Annotated in this window: 20 protein-coding genes; 11 read left to right on the top strand and 9 right to left on the bottom strand. The window is 68.3% G+C overall.

The window, feature by feature from the left end; translation table 11 throughout:
- Window positions 1-12: 12 nt before the first annotated feature.
- The 8 genes from NL241_RS31660 to NL241_RS31695 all read left to right on the top strand — a co-directional run bounded on the left by NL241_RS31660 (window position 13) and on the right by NL241_RS31695 (window position 9,576).
- The gene (locus tag NL241_RS31660) at window positions 13-1,623 is read left to right on the top strand and encodes an SMP-30/gluconolactonase/LRE family protein (RefSeq protein WP_494396044.1); all 1,611 of its coding nucleotides are present in this window, start codon (window positions 13-15) and stop codon (window positions 1,621-1,623) included.
- Window positions 1,620-2,360: a GntR family transcriptional regulator gene (locus NL241_RS31665; protein ID WP_494396045.1), complete on the top strand. Its 741-nt coding sequence runs from the start codon at window positions 1,620-1,622 to the stop codon at window positions 2,358-2,360. The genes NL241_RS31660 and NL241_RS31665 overlap by 4 nt, the downstream gene beginning before the upstream one ends.
- 10 nt (window positions 2,361-2,370) lie before the next feature.
- Entirely contained in the window at window positions 2,371-3,900 is a 1,530-nt protein-coding gene (locus tag NL241_RS31670) for an AMP-binding protein (protein WP_494396046.1), read from the top strand.
- Window positions 3,897-4,673, top strand: a complete 777-nt coding sequence (locus NL241_RS31675; RefSeq protein ID WP_494396047.1) for an SDR family NAD(P)-dependent oxidoreductase — start codon at window positions 3,897-3,899, stop codon at window positions 4,671-4,673. Before NL241_RS31670 ends, NL241_RS31675 begins: the two co-directional genes overlap by 4 nt.
- Window positions 4,670-6,157: an acyl-CoA synthetase gene (locus NL241_RS31680; protein WP_494396048.1), complete on the top strand. Its 1,488-nt coding sequence runs from the start codon at window positions 4,670-4,672 to the stop codon at window positions 6,155-6,157. Before NL241_RS31675 ends, NL241_RS31680 begins: the two co-directional genes overlap by 4 nt.
- Window positions 6,158-6,266: 109 nt before the next feature.
- On the top strand, window positions 6,267-7,394 hold the full coding sequence (locus NL241_RS31685; protein WP_487690626.1) for a GGDEF domain-containing protein: 1,128 nt from the start codon (window positions 6,267-6,269) through the stop codon (window positions 7,392-7,394).
- Between the two features lie 16 nt (window positions 7,395-7,410).
- Window positions 7,411-8,292: a LysR family transcriptional regulator gene (locus tag NL241_RS31690; RefSeq protein ID WP_487690485.1), complete on the top strand. Its 882-nt coding sequence runs from the start codon at window positions 7,411-7,413 to the stop codon at window positions 8,290-8,292.
- 75 nt (window positions 8,293-8,367) lie between these two features.
- The gene (locus NL241_RS31695) at window positions 8,368-9,576 is read left to right on the top strand and encodes an MFS transporter (protein ID WP_494396049.1); all 1,209 of its coding nucleotides are present in this window, start codon (window positions 8,368-8,370) and stop codon (window positions 9,574-9,576) included.
- Between the two features lie 11 nt (window positions 9,577-9,587).
- Here NL241_RS31695 and NL241_RS31700 read toward each other — a convergent pair whose 3' ends face one another.
- The gene (locus NL241_RS31700; protein WP_494396050.1) at window positions 9,588-9,824 is read right to left on the bottom strand and encodes a hypothetical protein; all 237 of its coding nucleotides are present in this window, start codon (window positions 9,822-9,824) and stop codon (window positions 9,588-9,590) included.
- A gap of 64 nt (window positions 9,825-9,888) precedes the next feature.
- Window positions 9,889-10,764 carry a rhomboid family intramembrane serine protease gene (locus NL241_RS31705; protein WP_494396051.1) on the bottom strand — a complete coding sequence of 292 codons (876 nt, stop codon included), beginning with the start codon at window positions 10,762-10,764 and terminating at the stop codon, window positions 9,889-9,891.
- 207 nt (window positions 10,765-10,971) lie between these two features.
- On the opposite strand from NL241_RS31705, the gene NL241_RS31710 reads away from it, so the two are divergent.
- A complete protein-coding gene (locus NL241_RS31710; RefSeq protein WP_487690479.1) occupies window positions 10,972-11,583 on the top strand; it encodes a TetR/AcrR family transcriptional regulator in 612 nt (203 codons plus the stop codon).
- Window positions 11,584-11,599: 16 nt separating this feature from the next.
- On the opposite strand, the gene NL241_RS31715 is transcribed toward NL241_RS31710, so the two are convergent.
- Together NL241_RS31715 and NL241_RS31720 are read right to left on the bottom strand one after the other, a co-directional pair.
- Window positions 11,600-12,523: an LLM class F420-dependent oxidoreductase gene (locus tag NL241_RS31715; protein WP_494396052.1), complete on the bottom strand. Its 924-nt coding sequence runs from the start codon at window positions 12,521-12,523 to the stop codon at window positions 11,600-11,602.
- An 8-nt stretch (window positions 12,524-12,531) separates the two neighbouring features.
- A complete protein-coding gene (locus NL241_RS31720; protein ID WP_494396053.1) occupies window positions 12,532-13,128 on the bottom strand; it encodes a hypothetical protein in 597 nt (198 codons plus the stop codon).
- A gap of 105 nt (window positions 13,129-13,233) precedes the next feature.
- Between NL241_RS31720 and NL241_RS31725 the strand changes: the two genes are divergently transcribed.
- On the top strand, window positions 13,234-13,941 hold the full coding sequence (locus NL241_RS31725; protein ID WP_494396054.1) for a DUF427 domain-containing protein: 708 nt from the start codon (window positions 13,234-13,236) through the stop codon (window positions 13,939-13,941).
- The gene (locus tag NL241_RS31730) at window positions 13,929-14,393 is read left to right on the top strand and encodes an SRPBCC family protein (protein ID WP_494396055.1); all 465 of its coding nucleotides are present in this window, start codon (window positions 13,929-13,931) and stop codon (window positions 14,391-14,393) included. Before NL241_RS31725 ends, NL241_RS31730 begins: the two co-directional genes overlap by 13 nt.
- Here the strand turns inward: NL241_RS31730 and NL241_RS31735 are convergent.
- From NL241_RS31735 to NL241_RS31755, 5 genes are read right to left on the bottom strand one after another with little or no spacing between them, the layout of a single operon-like run.
- Complete coding sequence (locus NL241_RS31735) at window positions 14,390-15,319, bottom strand: alpha/beta hydrolase (protein WP_494396056.1); 930 nt, start codon at window positions 15,317-15,319, stop codon at window positions 14,390-14,392. The genes NL241_RS31730 and NL241_RS31735 overlap by 4 nt on opposite strands.
- Window positions 15,316-16,782: a flavin-containing monooxygenase gene (locus NL241_RS31740; RefSeq protein WP_494396057.1), complete on the bottom strand. Its 1,467-nt coding sequence runs from the start codon at window positions 16,780-16,782 to the stop codon at window positions 15,316-15,318. Before NL241_RS31740 ends, NL241_RS31735 begins: the two co-directional genes overlap by 4 nt.
- 3 nt (window positions 16,783-16,785) lie before the next feature.
- Complete coding sequence (locus NL241_RS31745) at window positions 16,786-17,502, bottom strand: SDR family NAD(P)-dependent oxidoreductase (RefSeq protein WP_487690468.1); 717 nt, start codon at window positions 17,500-17,502, stop codon at window positions 16,786-16,788.
- The gene (locus tag NL241_RS31750) at window positions 17,503-18,276 is read right to left on the bottom strand and encodes an HpcH/HpaI aldolase family protein (RefSeq protein WP_494396058.1); all 774 of its coding nucleotides are present in this window, start codon (window positions 18,274-18,276) and stop codon (window positions 17,503-17,505) included.
- Window positions 18,273-19,235, bottom strand: coding sequence for a zinc-binding dehydrogenase (locus NL241_RS31755; protein WP_494396059.1), 963 nt, complete (start codon window positions 19,233-19,235; stop codon window positions 18,273-18,275). The genes NL241_RS31750 and NL241_RS31755 overlap by 4 nt, the downstream gene beginning before the upstream one ends.

The following is a 19,235-nucleotide window of genomic DNA, read 5'->3' on the forward strand; positions in this document are numbered from 1 at the left end:
ATTGTCCGACCGATGGACGACGGCCCTCCCTCTCGATACGCGCACGCCGCCACCTACCGCCTCGCGGACGGGTGGGCGTGCCGGCGCGTGACGCCGCCGAGTCGGCTGTTCGGCGCCAACGGCCTGCGCACGGGTCCCGACGGGCGCGTCTACATCGCCCAGGTGACGGGCAGCCAGATCAGCGCCCTCGACGTCAACACCGGCCAACTGGACACCGTGAGCGCCAAGGGCGGGGAGATCACCGCCCCTGACGACGTGGCGTTCGCCGACGACGGGACGCTGATCGCCACCGAGGTGATGGACGGCCGGGTCAGCGTGCTCGAACGCGGCCGCACACGGGTACTGCGCGACGACATCCCCTCCGCCAATGGCATCACCGTGTATCAGGGCCGGCTGTTCGTCGGCGAATGCCGCGAGGGCGGCCGCCTGATGGAACTGGACCTGGCCGGCGGCGCACCGCGGGTCCTGCTGGACAACGTACCGTCACCGAACGCCATGGAGTTCGGCCCCGACGGCCTGCTGTACTTCCCGGTGATGGGCGCCAACGAGATATGGCGGATCGATCCCGGCGCCGGCCGGCACAGCCAGCCCGAGCGGGTGGCCGCCGATCTGGGCGTACCGGATGCCGTCAAGTTCGACAGCGACGGGAACATCGTCTCGACACAGGTACACAGCGGACAGGTGCTGCGTATCGACCCACGCAGCGGTCACCGCACCGTATTGGCGCAACTGACACCGGGTTTGGACAACCTCACGTTCGTGGACGGCCGGCTGTTCGTGTCGAACTTCACCGGTGAGATCACCGAGATCCTGGACCATTCCGGTACCCGGACCGTGTTGCCCGGCGGGCTCAACTGGCCGATGGACCTGGCGGCCGGTACCGATGGTGAGCTGTACGTGGCCGACGGGACATACCTGTACGTGCTACGACCGGGCAGCCCTCCCGAGACCGCCGGAATGCTGTTCTCCCCGGGCTATCCGGGCTTCGTGCGCGGCCTGGCGGTTGCCGGACCCGGTGAACTCGTGGTCACCACCTCGGGCGGCCAGGTCGCCCGCTACTGGCCCGCGAAGAACGAGAGCGAGTTCCTGGCAGACGGTTTCGACCAGCTCTACGGTCTCGCGCTGACCCCCGACGGCACCCCCGTCGTGGCCGAGTTCGGCACCGGCCGCGTCCTGGCCGTGCACCCCGACGGTCCACACGTCCTGGCCACCGGACTGGTCGATCCCGTGGGTGTGGCGGTGACCGCCGACGGTGCGGTGCTGGTGGCCGAATCCGGTGCCGGACGGGTGCGCAAACTCGTTGGTGCACAACGTGAGACCGTGGCCGACGGCCTGCAGCGCCCGCAGGGCCTGCTGCTGCGCGGCGACACCCTCTACATCGTCGACGCCGGAGCCAAAGCGGTGATCGCCGCCGAGTTGAGCAGCGGAGAGCGTCACACCATCGCCGCCGACCTGCCGATCGGGCCGCCACCGGGGGTGGTGCCGAAACCACTGCTGGGCATGCCGCCGTTCTCGGGACCGCAGGGCCCGTTCGCCGGTATCGCCGCCGGACCGGACGGAGCGCTGTTCGTGTCCGCCGACGGTGAAGGTTCGGTCATCGAGTTACGGCGGGTGAGGCAGTGACCGAACTGCGCGCCGACGATCCCCGCTACCTGCAAGTGGCCCGGACCCTGCGGCAGGAGATCGTCGAGGGCGTCTATCCCGTCGGTTCACAGCTACCCACCGAACACGCTTTGTGTGAACGCTTTTCGGTGAGCCGATATACCGTCCGCGAAGCGCTTCGCCGACTCCGCGACGACAACCTGGTGTCGTCGCGGCCCAGGACGGGCACGCTGGTGGTGCCACGCGCCTCGACCGGTTCCTATGCCCAGGACGTGATGTCGATCAACGATCTGCTGGCCTTCGCCAGTGGCGCCCTGTTCGTCATCGAGTCCAACCGCATGGTCGACATCGACGACGAACTGGCCGCACGCACCGGACTCACCCCCGGCGACAGTTGGCTCGCGGTTCGCGGATTCCGTCGGGCCGAGGGCGCATCGTTTCCGGTGTGCCGCACCGAGTACTACATCAACCGCTCCTTCGCCGCGGTCGGCCGGATGCTGCAACGCCACAACGGCCCCATCTTCCCGCTGATCGAGGACATGTTCGGCCGCACCATCATCGAAGTCCACCAGGAGATCTCGGCGGTCCTGATGCCCGCCGACGTGGCCGTCGAACTCAAGGTCGGCGTGGGATCGGCGGCCATGGAGGTGTGTCGCACCTACACCACCTCCGACGGCGAGATCGCACAGGTCACCATCAACACCCACCCCGCGTCGCGATACCGGCACTCGATGACCATGCGCCGGGTACGAGGATGAGGCCCCACAGGTGAAAGAGGCCGCCTATGCCGCCGGTCTGTGGGTGCACCGCACACTGGCCGATGACCTGCGCGAGGCCGCCGCACGATCCCCGGAACGCGAACTGCTGATCGACGGTGAGCAGAGGCTCACCAGCGCGGACCTGCACCGGCAGGCATCCGCTGTGGCACAGGCGATGTCAACCAGAATGCCCGTCGGCAGCGTGGTGTCGTTCATGTTGCCGAACTGGTACGAAGCCGCCGTCGTCTACCTGGGCGCCACCCTGGCCGGAATGGTGGTCAATCCGATCCTGCCGTCGCTGCGCGACCGGGAGCTCGCCTTCATCCTCGAGGACTCCGGAGCCCGGATGCTCGTGGTGCCCGAGGAGTTCCGGGGCCACGACTACGCGGCGATGGCGGGCCGGGTGACCTCCGGGCTGGCGAGCCCGCCCGAGGTGGTGGTGGTCCGCGGAAACCACCACACGCACACCCCGTTCGCGGCCTTGCTCGACACCCCGCCCCAGGCGACACCGGTGGCGCTGGACCCTGACGCCGTGAGGATGGTCCTCTACACCTCCGGCACCACCGGTCGACCCAAAGGTGTTCTGCACAGCCATAATTCGATCCATGCCCTGATCTGTCAGCTACGCCGGCACTGGCAGATCAAACCGGGTGACCGCTTCCTGGTGCCCTCCCCCATCGCCCACATCGGCGGCTCGATCTACGCCTTCGAATGCCCGCTGCTCCTGGGGACCACCGCGGTGTTGATGGACCGCTGGGATCCCGTGGCTGCCGTGCAACTGATGACCCGGGAGCGCTGCACGCACATGGCCGGCGCCACTCCCTTCCTCGACCAACTGCTCCGCGCCGCCGAAACCGCGCACACCCGTCTCCCGGACCTCGAGGTCTTCATCTGCGGTGGCGCCTCGGTGCCGCCGGCATTGATCCGCCGCGCGGCGGCCTACTTCGAGCGCGCCAGGGTGACCCGGGTGTACGGCTCCACGGAGGTGCCCGTGACGACGGTGGGCTCACTGGACACCGACCATGGCGCCGACACCGACGGCCGGGTGGGAATCGCCGAGGTCCGGCTGGGCGGCTCCGGTGAGATCGAGGCGCGCGGCCCGCAGATGCTCACCGGCTACCTGCGCCCGGAGGACGCTCGCGAATCCTTCACAGGCGACGGCTTTTTCCGCACCGGCGACCTGGGGCGCTGGGTCGACGGGGACCACCTGGTGGTTACCGGCCGCGCCAAGGACATCATCATCCGGAACGGAGAGAACATCTCCCCCAAAGAGATCGAGGACATGCTGGCCGGACACCCCGGCATCGCCGAAGTCGCCGTGGTGGGGATCCCCGACCCGCGGACCGGAGAACGGGCGTGCGCCGTCATCGTTCCCGGTACCGCGGCCGCGCCCGGTGTCGACGAGCTGCGGATGGTCCTGCGCGACTCCGGACTCGCAACCTTCAAAGCTCCCGAGCAGGTGGTGGTGTGGGACTCACTGCCCAAGAACGACGCCGGCAAGGTACTCAAACACCGGATCCGAGAGGTACTCACGTCATGACACAGGTGGCCATCGTCACCGGCGCCAGCAGCGGGATCGGCTTCGGCTGTGCGACCACACTGGCCGACGCCGGGTACGCGGTGCTGGGCACGGGCCGCGACGCCGGGCGACTGGCCGAACTGGAGAACGCGGTCGGGGACAGCGAGCGGATCGCCACCGTCGCGGTTGACCTGACCGACGACGACGCCCCCGCCCGCATCGTCGATGCCGCCGTCGGGCGATGGGGTCGCATCGATTTCCTGATCAACAACGCCGGGGTGGGCAGCCCCAAACCGTTGCACGAGACCACCGACGACGACCTCGACTACTTCCTCGGCCTGATGCTGCGCGCCCCGTTCCGGATGGCGCGCGAAGTGCTTCCACACATGCGCGCCGGGTCGGCGATCATCAACGTGACGTCGACCTTCGCGGTGATCGGTGGGCTTCGGGGCGGCGCCTACTCCGCGGCCAAAGGCGGCCTGACGGCACTGACCACTCACATCGCCTGCCAGTACGGACCCGAAGGAATCCGCTGTAACGCCGTGGCGCCCGGTGTCACGGTCACGCCGATGGTCGAACACCGGCTCACCGATGAGCGCTTCCGCAAGATCAACACGGAGATGACACCGCACCAGCGGCTGGGCCGCGTCGAGGACATCGCCAGCACGGTCGCGTTCCTGTGTTCTCCGGGTGGGGGTTTCATCAACGGTCAGACCATCGTCGTCGACGGCGGCTGGAGCTCCACGAAGTACCTGTCCGATTTCGCGTTGAACTCCGACTGGGTGCCGCGGTGAACCTGTTCCAGATGCTCGACCAGGCCGCCGCACGGTTCGGCGACCGCGGCGCGGTCTATCGCGGCGAGACCTGCCTGAGCACCTGGACCGAGTTGCGCGACCGGGCGCTGCGGCTGGCCGGGTCATTGCGCGTCCCGGCAGGTGCGCGCATCGCGATCGCCAGCGAGAACCGCCCGGAGATCGTCGAGCTGTTCTTTGCGATCTGGGCCGCGGAATGTGTTGCGGTGCCCATCAATTTCAAGCTGCACCCGCGGGAGATGCAGCAGATCCTCGAGGACTCCGGCGCTGTCGCGGTGTTCGCGTCGCCGAAGATCGGCGCCGCGCTGGAACCGCTGACCGACATCGGGGTCGACATTCTCGGCTCCGCCGCCTACCTGGACCGGCTGTCGGCCGAACCCGCGGAGGTACCCGAGACCGACCCGGCGACCCTGGCCTGGCTGTTCTACACCAGCGGCACCACCGGCAGATCCAAAGGCGCGATGCTCTCGCACCGCAACCTGACCGCCATGACGGTGGCGCACCTGGCCGATATCGACGCCCCGGACGAGGACTGCAGCCTGATCCACGGTGCGCCGATGTCACACGGTTCCGGGCTGTACATCACGCCGTATGTCCTGCGCGGCGCCCGCCAGGTGGTACCCCCCTCCGGTGCGTTCGATCCCGACGAGTTCCTGGACCTGTGCGACCACCACCCTGGGTCCAGTGCGTTCCTGGCGCCGACGATGATCCAGCGCCTCGTCGAGACGGGGCGCGCGCGTCCGCGCCACCTGCGCACCATCGTCTACGGCGGCGGACCGATGTACGTCGACAGCCTCAAGAAGGCGCTGGCGGCGTTCGGCCCGGTCTTCGCTCAGATCTACGGCCAGGGCGAGTCGCCGATGACCATCACCGGGCTTTCGGCGGCCGGCCACACGGACGCCGACGACACCGTCCTGGGCTCGGTGGGGTGCGCCCGGTCCGGGATGCGCGTGGTGATCCTCGACGCCGACGGGCACCCGGCGCCCGTCGGTGCGATCGGCGAGATCGCCTGCCGCGGGGACGCCGTCATGGCCGGGTATTGGAACAACCCGGCCGCCACCGCCGACGCGCTGCGGCGGGGCTGGTTGCATACCGGCGATATCGGATCGTTCGATTCCCGGGGATTTCTCACGTTGCGCGACCGCTCGAAAGATGTGGTGATCAGCGGTGGCAGCAACATCTACCCCCGCGAGGTGGAGGAAGCGCTGCTGGAGCACCCCGGCGTCGCCGAGGCGTGTGTGGTCGGTGCGCCGGACCCGCAGTGGGGTGAAATCGTGGTCGCATTCATCGTGGCTGCGGTGCCGGAGGGACCCGGCGACAACACACTCGAGGCCACCCTCGACGCGCACCTCTTACAGCGCATCGCGAGGTTCAAGCGTCCCAAGCGATATGAGTTCGTCGCACGACTCCCCAAAAACAGCTACGGCAAGGTGCTCAAGCGCGAACTTCGCGCGCAGCTGAGCTGACTCCGAGCGCGTTTGCGCAGGTCTCGACCCCAAACGCATCCCTTGGTACCGTTCGGACATCGAGTCCAGAGGCTGGTCGCGCACGAGGCGAGGAGGCGGCTACCCGGTGATGGCCCTACGGCGCTGGTGGCGCCAACCCGATCACTTCTACTGGCTGACATCGCTGCTGGCATCGCGGGGGCTACAGGCCGTCACATGCCGGGTGTTGGCCGTGACCTTGCTCGGCCTCGGGGCCGTGAACATCGCGATGCTGTTCAGCCCATCCGGGCCTGCGGGCGTCGTGCCCCGCGCCGTGGCCATCGCGGTGGCGACGGCCTGTGTGGTGATGGCCGCGGTGTGGCTGCGGCGCCGATGGCCGGCCAAGGCGGTCTCGGCGGCGTTCGTGGTGATCGGCAGCCTGTGCGTCGCGGCGTCGTGTCTGGTGCAGACGCATCCGATGGCGGGCATGTTGGGCTGCACCGCATTCGCCGCCCTCGGGGGCTACGTCGCGTTCTTCCACCCGCCGCGCTTCATCGCATTCAACATCGTGGTCGCCTTGGCCACCGCGGTGGTGCTGGCGCAGCGGCTCGCCGGCGTCACCGACACCGTGTTCGCGGTGTGCGCATGGGTGTTCATCTCGGTGGTCACCATGTCGGTCCCGGCCGCGTGTCAGGCGATGGTGCACTTGCTGGGCATCAACGTGCTGGCCACCGAGATCGACCGGCTGACGGGCCTGTTGAACCGGGAGGCGTTCTACCGGGCCACCGGGGCGCTGATCTCGGCGCGGGGTCGCGTCGACGATCGCTACCTGGTGGTCCTGCTGGTGACGCTGGACAATTTCAGTCTGTTGCGGAGCACCAAGGGCACCATCGCCTGTGAACGCGCCCTCGTGGCGGTGGCACAAACCCTGCGTGAGACCACCCGCAACAACGCCATCGTCGGCCGGTTCGGGGACGCCGAGTTCGTGGTGGCCGACACGTTCTCCTCGACGGATTCCTCACCGCTGGTCGAGCGTATCCGCGGCGCTGTGGCCACCACTCCGCCGCGACTGACCGCGAGTATCGGTGTGGTGTGCACACCGCTGGGGGTGCTGTCCGACTGCCCACCGCAGGAACTGCTGGACGAGCTCGTCGGGCTGGCCGGCCAGAGCATGGCCGATGCCCGGCGCGGTGGCGGGAACCAAGCGCGCTACACGGTGTGCCCGACGCCGGCGGCGATCGACAAGCAGAACCGGTTCGATTCCGACGACCCGTGGTGAGCTTTATCATCCAGCGGTGAATCTGGACGAGCTGCGGTGGTTCGTGGTGCTCGCCGAAACCGAGCACGTCACCGAGGCTGCCACCGCGTTACGCATCAGCCAGCCCACGTTGTCCCGGGCCCTGGCCCGCCTCGAAGAGCAGGTGGGCGCCCCGCTGTTCGACCGCATCAACCGCCGGTTGACCCTCAACGGGTACGGGCGGATCCTGCTGGAGCACGCCCGCCGGTGCACCGCCGAGATGGATGCCGCGGTCGAGCGGATCACCGCCCTGCGCGACCCGGACACCGGAACGGTCCGGCTGGCGTTCCTGCACTCGGTGGCCAGTTGGTATGTGCCCGAACTGTTGCGCCGCTTCCGCACCGAGGTGCCGCACGTGGAGTTCGATCTGCACCAGGGTGCGGCGCACGAGATCTCGGAGCGGCTGTGGACCGGACAGGCCGATCTCGCGATCACCTCCCCGCGTCCCTCGGGCCCCGGGTTCGGATGGCACGCGCTGTATGTCGAGCGACTGTGCCTGGCCGTGCCACGTGGGCATCGTTTCGCCGGCCGCACCGCGGTGCGGCTGACCGACATCGCCGCCGAACCGCTGGTCGCGCTGCCGGTGGGCTTCGGCATCCGGCAACTGAGCGACGAGATGCTGGCCCAGGCCGGGGTGTCGCCGCGGATCGTGTTCGAGGCGATGGAGATTCCGGCGGTCGAAGGCCTGGTGGCGGCTGGCTTCGGGGTGGCGGTGGTACCCGAGCCCCGACCCGGGCGGGGCGAGCCGATGTGCGAGTACGTCGCGCTGTCTCACCGCGGCGCACAACGACACGTCGGGCTGGCGTGGACAGCCCACCACGACCTCCCGCCTGCGGCCGAACGCTTCGCCTCCTTCATCCGCGCGACACGTCCCGACTGATCATGCTTTTTGCGCATCAACTTCATCACTTTCATACATTGGACACATTGCCGACCGCTGCTTAGCGTGGACCGGGTGTCCGTCGAGATCCAGTCGCAGAACCGCCCCGAGTGGGCCGGGCACCCGAAAGGCTCCACCGAATATCGCCGGCTGCTGGCCGCGCTGTTCTGCGCAGGTGTGGCCACCTTCGCCCAGCTGTATTCGCTACAGGGGGTGCTGCCCCAGGTCGCCGAACAGTACGGGATCGGGGCGGCGGACGCCGCACTCACCGTGTCCCTGGCCACCATCGGCCTCGCGATCTCGGTGATTCCGTGGTCGATGGTCGCCGACCGAGTGGGCCGGGTGCGCGCCATGTCCATCTCCGTCTCGGCCGCCACCGCGCTCGGTCTGTTGGTGCCGCTCGCACCGGCCTATCCGCTGCTCCTCGGCGGCCGGTTGCTCGAGGGCCTCGCGCTCGGCGGGGTTCCCGCGGTGGCCATCGCCTATCTCACCGAGGAGATCGAGCGACGGCATTCCGCGCGCGCGGCGGGTATCTACGTCGCGGGCACCACCATCGGCGGCCTGCTGGGCCGGGTGGTCGCCGGCCCGTTGGCCGAGACGGTGCACTGGCGGATGGGCGTCTTCGTCGTCGCCGTGCTCTGCGCCTTCGCCGCGGTGGGTTTCATCGCGCTGGCGCCCCAACCGCGCGGGTTCGTGCCGTCGGCCGGGCGCGGATTGGTCCAGCGCCTGGCCACCAACCTGCGCTCGCCGCGTCAACTGGCCTTGTTCGCACAGGCCTTCCTGCTGATGGGCGGGTTCGTCGCCCTCTACAACTTCCTCGGATTCCGGCTCACCGCAGCACCGTTCAACCTGCCGCAGCATCTTGTCAGCCTGGTGTTCCTGGCTTACCTCGCCGGCACCTGGGCCAGCTCACGAGCCGGCGCGGAGGCCACCCGGTTCGGCCGCAAACCGGTGCTGCTGGTCGCGGTGGCGGTGATGGCTGCCGGTGTCGCGATGACGCTGTCGAGTCATCTCCTCGTGGTGCTGGTGGGCCTGGTGATCGCCACCATCGGCTTCTTCGGCGCGCACGCCGTCGCCTCCGGGTGGACCGCCGCCGAGGCCGGGACCGGAAAAGCGCAGGCCTCTTCGCTGTACAACCTGGCCTACTACGGCGGCTCCAGTGCCGTGGGCTGGCTGGGCGGTGTGGCTTTCGACAGTCACGGCTGGCCGGCGGTGGCGGGTACCGTGCTGGCGCTCACCGTGGTCGCCGGAACGATCGCGACAGTGGTGTTGCGCCGGAACTGATCTGGTGCGTCTCAGCAGAGGAACGGCACCAGCAGCAGGATCGGCCACAGCACCGTCGACTCACCGAACGCCACCAGATTCGCCCCGGCAGGCAGATAGAACTCGAGCTGGCTCTGCATCACCTGCATGGGCACCGGATCCAGGAACGTCAGCACCAGACCGATCAACAGATACGGGATGGCCAGCCACAGTCCCGTCTCCAGCAGCGCCTCGACACTGACGCGGTAGCCGAGCACCTTGCGCAACATCAACATTTCTTCGGCACCATGCTCAATACCTCCCCCGCCACCGCATCGTAGGCAGAGGAACGGGTCAGGCGAGGCCGAACTGCGCGAACAGAGATTGGGTGCGCCACCAGACCAGTGCGACGAACACCACCAGCAGAGCCAGGACGAGGCCGCCCTGGATCAGACTCTGCCGCTGCCGCGGCGTGTACACGAACGCCGCTGCCACCAGCGCGCCCGCGATCAACCCACCGAGGTGGCCCTGCCAGCTGATGTTCTGCGAGGTGACCAGCGGCACGATCAACGTGAACGCGACATTGAGCCCGATCAGCGCGACGATGGGCCGCACATCCAGATGCTGGCGCTTGGCCACGATGAACAGCGCACCGAACAGTCCGTAGATCGCACCCGAGGCGCCCGCGGTGGCGGAGTTCAGCGGCGAGAGCAGGTACACCAGCACTGAACCGCCGAGTGCGCTCATCCCGTACAGCGTGCCGAAGCGCAGTCTGCCGAACGTCTGTTCCAGCTGTGGGCCCATCACGTACAGCACCAGCATGTTGAACAGGATGTGCACGATGCCGTAGTGCAGGAACGCTGACGTCACGAGCCGGTACCACTCGCCGTCGGCGACCGCCGGCGCCCACAGCACCAGTTGCCGTTCGAGATCCGGGGACACCATCTGCACCACGAACGCCAGCACATTGATGGCGATCAGCGTGTAGGTGACCAACGGTGTGCCACCGGTGGGTCGCACCCCGCCGAACTGACCGCGCGGCTGGCGGACGCTCTTGTTGCCCTCGTTGACACACTCGACGCAGTGATGGCCGACCGCCGCCGATCGCATGCACTCACCACAGATGAAGCGGCCGCACCGGGTGCACCGGACATACGTCTGCCGGTCGGGATGGCGGTAGCAGGTGGGGGTCTCCGTCGGCGGCGGCGGGGGTGTGCCGGGATAACTCATCGGCCAACTCTCATGGCCGCGAGTCTAGTGATCATCGGTGACGCAACCCGTGCCCGAACCGGAACTCCGGGTCCACGGTGTCGAACGCAACGTCGGCACCGCGACGTCGCCGCGAAGCTCGGCGGATCGGCTCATCTGAAACGCGCCCGAACTTGCCAAATCCTGCAAACTTGCCAGATCGGGAACCGGTATGAATACAGTGTCCCGATGAGTGGCGGCGCGATGAAGACGGGGCTACGTGAACAGAAGAAGGCCGAGACCCGGGCAGCGTTGAGCAAGGCTGCGCTCGACCTCGCCACCGAACACGGGCTGGACTCGGTGACCGTCGACGCCATCGCCGCACGCGCGCACGTCTCCAGTCGGACGTTCCGGAATTACTTCTCCAGCAAGGAAGACGCCATCCTGGCGCTACTCGAAGACGTGCACCGCCGTGTTGCCGACACCCTCGACGCCCGGGATCCCGACGAGCATGTCCTGGACTCCCTGGCCGCCGCGGTGCTCGAACTGTTCACCTCCGCCGAGGCCGTCGACCGGACGGTCAGCGTGGTACGGCTGGTGAGTCAGACCCCTCCGCTGATTGCCCGCTCGCTGGTGGCCCACGACGCGATGACCACCAGGATGGTGTCCGAGATCGCCCGTCGCACCGGCACAGAGCCGGACCTCGATCTCTATCCGCGGCTGGTGTATCACGCGGCGAGTTCGGTCATGGCGGCCATCCTGGACTTCCTGGCCGCCGCTCCCCCGGATGCACCGTCAGCAGAGTCGTTGGTACGCAACGGCTTCGCACAGCTGCGCGGCGGCCTGGCGGTGCCCCGGTGATGGTCACACCCGGCCGTCAACCCAGCACCGCAATCACGGTTTCACCGAACCGCGCGAGCGTCTCCACCAGGTGATCACGGCTGTCGCCGGGGACCGTCACCTGGAGCCAGGTCACCCCGAGCTTCTCCAACTCCGCAATTCCGTCCAGATAGGCCGCGGCGTTGAAGTCGTCCGCGCCAGGATCTCCGCCCCGGAGGTTGGTGAACGTGATGTCCACGGCCGCAGGGTCTTTGCCTGCGGACTCGATTCGGCGCCGCAGGTCATCGGCCGCAGCCGAAAGCCGCTCCACGCTGTCCAGCGCCGCGGTGCGCGCGGTGGCGGCCAGGCCGGGCGGCGCGGGGAACGGGCACCAGCCGTCACCGTGATCGGCGACGCGCTGCCGCGCGGCGCCGGTGTTACCGCCGATCCAGATCGGAGGATGAGGCTCACTGGCCGGGCGCGGATGAGCGGTGATACCGCCGGCCGCAAATCCCTGACCCACAATGGAGAGGTCGTCCTCGGTCCAGATGCGGCGGATCACCGCCAGCGCTTCGTCGAACAGCGCGGTCCGCTGGTCGTAATCGACACCGAGAGCGGCGAACTCCCGCTTGAGGTAGCCGGCGCCCACGGCGAGGGTGAACCTGCCGCCGGAGAGCAGATCCAGTGTGGCACCGGCTTTCGCCACGATGAACGGGTTGCGGTAGGGCAGCACAACGATATTGGGGATGAGCCGCAACACCGTGGTGTGGGCGGCGGCGAAGGCCATTGCCACGAACGGGTCCAGCGCATCATGCCCACCCGCGTCCAGCCAGCGCTGAGTGGGTGCCGGGTGGTCGGTGAACCCGAAACCGTGGAAGCCTGCGGACTCCGCGGCAGCGGCGACGCCGGCCACCCCGGCGCCCGTGACCAGCTCCGGGTTGTAGGGGTGGGTGTGCATCGGGTAGGTGAACGCGAAGCGCATCACCGGGCTCAGCCGCCCGACGCCGCAGGGATCAGGTCGTCGGCCAGACCGCGTAGTGCGCCGCTGCAGAACAGCTCGATGCCGCCGACGGAGTGCGTCGCGACAGGCGCGGCGGCGCGCAGGGCGTGGGCCTTGAACGCCTGCGCCGCCGAGCTGAGCACATGCTCGACGCTGGCGAACCGGGCGCTCAATTCGGTGGGAATGGCCTCGCCCCAGACGGTGACTTCCAGAAGATCTCTGTCGTAGGCGTGCAGCACACGATCTCTGATCCGGGCGTCCATGGTGAACAGGTCAGCGGCCACAGCCACCGCGTCGGCACGCGTGCTGCGGTTCGAAGACGGCTCGTGGCGCAAGCTCGATGCCGACGCGCCGAGAATCCGCAACGGCCGTGCCGCAGTCTCATCGAGCTCCGGCACCGCCACCAACACCTCGACATCCCAGCCGGCGAGGGCCCGGTCGGCCAACCAGCCGCCGGCCCGGTGCACCACGTCGTCGACGGTTCCCGCGAGCACATCCAGACGAGGACGTGCCGCCGGTCGACTGACCGCCGGCCGGCGTCGTGGACGCCGGGATGGCTGACCGGCGGCCGCGGCACCGACCGTCATCGAACTCCGCTCCCAGATGTATTCCACGACATGAGCTGAGCGTGACATTATCTTCTCGATTTGTAAAGATCGGTTCAGAGCGGTTTCACGGGAACGGAGGACACGATGAGCCTGGTCGCCGGTCGCGGTCCACTGAGCGCCGACCCGTCGGGCTGGTTCACCCCGGCACTGACCGCCGACGTCGTGTTCGTGGAGCCTCATCCGCGCCGGGTCCAGGCCATCCGCGGTGGCCAGACCGTCCTGGACACCGAACAGGTGCTGCTCGTGCACCGACGCGGCCACCCCCTCGGATATGCGTTCCGCGCCGACGCGGTGGCCCATCTGCCCGCTGCGCCGCTGCCCGAAGCTCCGGGGTTCGTCACAGTGCCGTGGGACGCGGTTGACACCTGGATCGAGGAGGGCCGCACCCTCGTGCACTATCCGCCCAATCCGTACCACCGGGTGGACTGCCGGCCGGGTACCCGGCGGCTCACGGTCACTGCCCACGGCGTGGCGCTGGTGGACACCACCGACACGGTCACGGTGTTCGAGACATCGCTGGACCCGCGACTGTATGTTGCTCCCGCGCACGTGCGGACCGACCTGCTGCGGCCGTCGACCACCACCAGCTACTGCAACTACAAAGGTGTGGCCGCCTACTGGTCCGCAGTCGTCGACGGCACCGTCATCGACGATGTGGCGTGGAGCTACCCGGATCCGCTCCCCGAGAGTTCCGCGATCGCCGGGTATTTCAGCTTCGATGCGGCACACGTGGACCTGACCGCCGAACTACCGCAACATCCGATCAGAGAGGCCACCTCGTGGGCATCGTGACCACCAGTTCGGCGACGGCTTTCACCCAGCCGGCGGAGACGGTGTACGACTTCGTGACCAATCCGGCGAACTGGACCAAGACCTACCCCGGCAGCAACTACGTGGGCAAGCTCGACGAACTCCCCCTCAAGGTGGGTGACACCTGGGAGGAAGGCGGCCCGGACGGCGAGCGCATCTTCACGTGGCATCTCGCGATGGCAGTGCGCCCGACTCTGTGGATGTTCACCTCGGTGGGCCGCCTGGGCCACGACCGGGAGGGCAACGGCGGGATGGAGGGCCGGATCACGGTCCAGTACCACCTCACCCACCCCGCACCCGAGGTCACGCTGTTCACCAGGACCATGACCGTCGAAGCGCCCAGACACGCACCGATGCCCGACGGCTTCTTCCGGATCGTCAACCCCGCGAACATCGACAAGTATCACGCCGCGATCCAGCGGGAGCTCGCCTAACTCACATGCAGCGCCCGTCGCAGCGCAGAACCCTGCTGCGCGAACAACTCCCGGCTCACCGCCCACTCCGGGGCCAGGGAATCGAAGCCGTGAACAGTCCCGGGGAACACGCGTAGTTCGGTGCCCACTCCCGCCCACATCAGCCGCAAGGCGTAATCGATGGCCTCATCGCGGAGGGGATCGAGCTCCGAGCAGGTGATCAACGCAGGCGCCATCCCGGTCAGGTCGTCGTGGCGTCCCGGCGCTGCGGCCCAGACATCCTGCGCCGCAGCATAATAGCTCCACATCTGCGCACAGGCGGGGCCGTCGAATCCCGGGGTGGTGGTGAATTCCTGTTTCGACGGTGACGGCCTGTCATCGAGAACCGGCTGGTGCAGCAACTGGAAGGCGACATCGGGTGCGGCCCCCGCAGCGGCCAATCGGGCCAGGGTCGCGGCCAGCGCTCCCCCGGCGCTGCTACCCGCCACGGCCACGCGGTGCGGGTCGAGACCGAGCTCGTCGGCCCTGTCCACCGCCCACATCAACACCGTCAGCGCATCGTCGAGTGCGGCCGGGTAGGGGTGTTCGGGTGCCAACCGGTAGTCAACCGAGATCACCACACAACCGCCGCGGCGGGCCAACTCGACACACTGCCGATGATCGGTGTTGAGATCGCCCAGCACGAATGCCCCTGAGTGGCAGTAGATCACCGCCGGAGCGCGGCCACCGATACCCCGGTACAGCCGGACCGCCACAGTGTCGGCGGGCATCTCGGTGATCTGCACACCGGTGGTGTCAACCGTGCGGGCGGTTTCCCCACGGCGTCGGTTCAACCCGGCCCGGACGGTCTCGAGCACGTCGCCCGCGAGGTTGGTCCTGGCGTCCAGCAGGTGCCGAAGCGCAGGGTCGAGACGGGTTTCGACGCTGCTGTCCACGGCCGGGTTCACCGGAGCGGTCCGTCGAAGGTGAAGTCGGACGGCTTGAACCGGCGCGTCATCGCCCAGAAGGCGCGGGCGCTGCGCGGCCACTGGGTGACGACGCGGCCGCCTGCGGTACGGAAGTAGTTGCTGCACCGTGTCGTCCACACGGTGCCCTCCATCCACGTATCGATCTTGGCGAGGAAATCGGCCATCACCTCGGGGCGTACCACGATGGAGGACTTGCGGTGTCTGCGCATGTACCGCAGCGCCCGGACGATGTAATGCGCCTGTGCCTCCAGCATGAAGATGACGCTGTTGGAGCCGACATTGGTGTTGGGCCCGTACAGCATGAAGAAGTTGGGCACCCCGGGAACGGCCATTCCGAGGTAGGCGTATGCCCCGTCGCGCCAGCGCTCCCGCAACGTCGTACCGTCCGCACCGGTGACCTCGATCTGCCCCAGATAATCGGCCGCGGCGTACCCGGTGGCGCACACCACGGCGTCGACGTCGAGTTCACGGCCGTCCTCGGTGACCAGCGAGCGTGACCGCAGCGCGCGGGCCGCACTGGAGATCACCTGGACGTTGGGGCGCGCCAGTGCCTGCAGGTAATCCGTGGCGAACACCAGCCTCTTGCAGCCCAACGGGTGCTCGGGTGTCAGCTGGGCGCGCAGTTCATCGTCGGAGATCGTGGCTTCCAGCACTTTCAACGCGATGGCCCTGAACTCCTGGGTCTTGTCACTGCCGTTCTCGATGACGGAGATGTTGGATTCGCTGCGCAACCACAGCCGGGTGCGGTAGACCTTCTTGGCGAACGGCACATGCTCGAAGACCCACTTCTCGCGCTCGGTGTAGGCCCGGTCCGGCTTCGGCAGGATCCAGGTGGGCGAGCGCTGCACCGAGTACACCGTGTCGGCCACCTTCGCGATCTCGGGAAGCAGCTGTGCCGCAGTCGATCCCGTCCCCAGCACCGCGACCCGCCGGCCGGCCAGCTCGATGTCGTGGTCCCAGCGTGCGGTGTGCATCACCGTGCCGGCGAACGGCTGCTCCTGCACCAGCGCGGGCATCACCGGCTGGGTGAACAGGCCGACAGCCGAGACCACCACGTCGAACGTGTGCTCGGCACCGTCGGTGGTGGTCAGCCGCCAGCACTGCTGTCCGGGATCCCAACGTGCTGCCGCGATTTCGGTGTTGAGGCGCAGATGAGACGCCAACCGGTAGCGCCGGGCACACTCCTCGAAGTACGCCAGGATCTCCGGCTGCCCGGACCAAAGCCGCGACCACCGCCCGTTGAGCGCGAACGAGTAGGAATACAAATGCGATTTCACATCGCAGGCCAGGCCCGGGTAGGTGTTGATTCGCCAGGTGCCGCCCACCCCGTCTTCCCGGTCGAAGACGGTGAACTCGGTGAACCCGGCTCTCCTCAGGAAGATGGCCAGCGCCAGACCACCGGGGCCTGCGCCGATGATCCCCGCGGACAGTTGTCTGGCCATCTGTCAACCAATCTGGAGGGTTTGGCCGCCGTCGACGACGAGCTCGGAACCGGTGATGAAGGACGCCTGCTCGGACAGCAGGAAGGCCACCGCGTCGGCCACCTCCATCGGCGAGCCCAGCCTGCCCGACATGGCCCGTGCGGCCAGGCGGGCCTGGGTGGTCTCGTCGAGCATCGGGGTGGCGATGGGCCCCGGGAACACGGCGTTGACCCGGATCCCGGCGGGGGCCAGTTCGGCGGCCGCCACCTGGGTCAGACCGCGCAGCGCCCATTTGGCCGAGCCGTAGGCGGCGTGATTCGGGAACGGCCGGAGGGCGCCGGTGCTGCAGGTGTTGACGATAGCGGCGCCCTCGGCGCGGGTCAGTTCGTCCAGCGTGGCGCGCATTCCGAGGAACGGGCCCAGGCAGTTCACCCGCCAGCTGCGTTCGAATCCGTCGACGGTCTCGGTGCCCAGGGGCGCCCGGTGCAGGATGCCGGCGTTGTTCACCAGTGCGGTCAGCCCACCGAACCGATGGACCGTGGCGCTGACCGCCTGCGCCCACTGCTGCTCGCACGTCACGTCCAGCGGTACCGTCAGCACGGCGTCGGCAGCAGATGCGGCCAGCTCATCGGTGCGCACGTCGCACGCCGCGACGGCATACCCGTCGGCGCGCAAGCGGGCCACGATCGCAGCCCCCTGACCGCGGGCGGCGCCGGTGACCAGCGCGACTCGTTGACCCATTCAGTGGTATCCCTTCGACCTGCGCCCGGCGGCGTCGATACCGGCCAGCCGCAGCTGCTCGGCTGCGCCGTGCCGCAGGGCCTGCCCTTCCGACATGAGAGTGAGCATCCGAAAACCTCGTTCGCTGAACAGTTTTCCCGCTTGCCCGTGCCCGGCATGGATCCCGGCCACCAGTCCGGCTTCGGAAGCGGCATGCTGGATGCGGTCGATCGCGGCGTCCACTTCTCCGCCGCCGGCGGCGGCGAACCCCGAGGACACCGCCAGGTCTGCCGGTCCCACGTAGACACCGGTGAGCCCGGGGACCGCACAGATCTCGTCGACCACGGCCAGCGCCCGCGCGGTCTCGATCATGACGAACACGCTGACACGGTCTTGCAGTGCGGCGGTATCGGATCCGAGACCGGCGCGCAGCGGACCGAAGCTGCGTACACCGGCGGGCGCGTACCGGGTGGCCGCCACTGCCGCGGCAGCTTGATCGGGAGTCTCGACCATGGCGATGATCACCGCGTCGGCACCGGCGTCGAGGACGCGCCCGATCGGGGCCGGTGCCGCTGACGGCAGACGCACGGCGGTGGCGATGGGCACCGGCTCCAGCCGGCGCAGCAGCACGGCGACGTCGGCATCGTCGAGATAGCCGTGCTGGGTGTCGAACCCGACGTAATCGTAACCGGCCCGGGCGAAATCCTCCGGGCCCGAGAACGACGGTCCGGTGATCCAGCCGCCCCACACGTGTGGTTTGGCGGTCAGTGCCTGCTGCAGCCGGCTGGCGCTCACTGCGCGATCACGATCTTGACCCGTGCGGGGTCGGGTCGGGCCGCCTGCTCGAAAGCTGCTTGTACGTCGTCGGTTCCGAACGTGTGTGTGACGTACGCGTCGAGCAGGTCGGGGTGGGCGGCGGCGAATTCGTCGGCGCGGCGCAGTACCCGCCGACGGTCCAGCGTCACGCCGGATTTGAGAGTCAGGTTGTTACGCAACAGGGTACGCATGCTGATCGGGTACCAGTCGTCGTCCGGCACCCCGAAGTAGAACACGGTGCCTCCGAACGCGACTGCCTCGATGGCGTGCCCCAGCGTGGCCACCTGATGACCGACCGCTTCGATCACGATATGAGGCCGGTCCTCGGAGCTGCGGTGCCGCACCCACCGGTCGCTGGTGGCCCGCACCGCGGTGTCCACCCCGAACCGGTGGGCGATCGCCGACCGGTCGATGGGGTCGATGCCGGTGACATGTTCAGCACCAAGGCTTTTGGCGACGAAGGCGAACAGCAAGCCGATCGAGCCCTGTCCGATCACCGCGACCCGGCGGCCGGCCAGGTCAGGTAGCTGTTCGAAGGCGTACAGCACACAGGCCAGCGGTTGCAGCCCGACCGCGTGCCGGGGTTCCAGCGCAGGCCGGTAGGCGGCCACCCCGTCGCCGTCGGTGATCACCTGTTCCGACAGCCCGTCGAACCCCGAGGCCCAGCCGACCACCCGGTCACCCGGATGGTGATCGGGATGGCGGCTGGCAAGAACCTCTCCGACGATCTCATGGATCGGGAAACCCACGATGCCCGCCGTACTGGCGCCGGTATCGCCGGGCAGCCGACCCTGCGTACCACGAAAGCCGGGCATGTCGCTGCCGCAGATCCCGGCGGCCAGGAAGCGCAGCAGCACCTGACCCGGCGCCGGCGCCTGCGGTTCGGGTACGGACAGCTTCTCGAAGACGAACGGGGCCACCAGCCGGTATGCCCACAT

The organism is Mycolicibacterium sp. SMGY-1XX, from assembly GCF_059132455.1.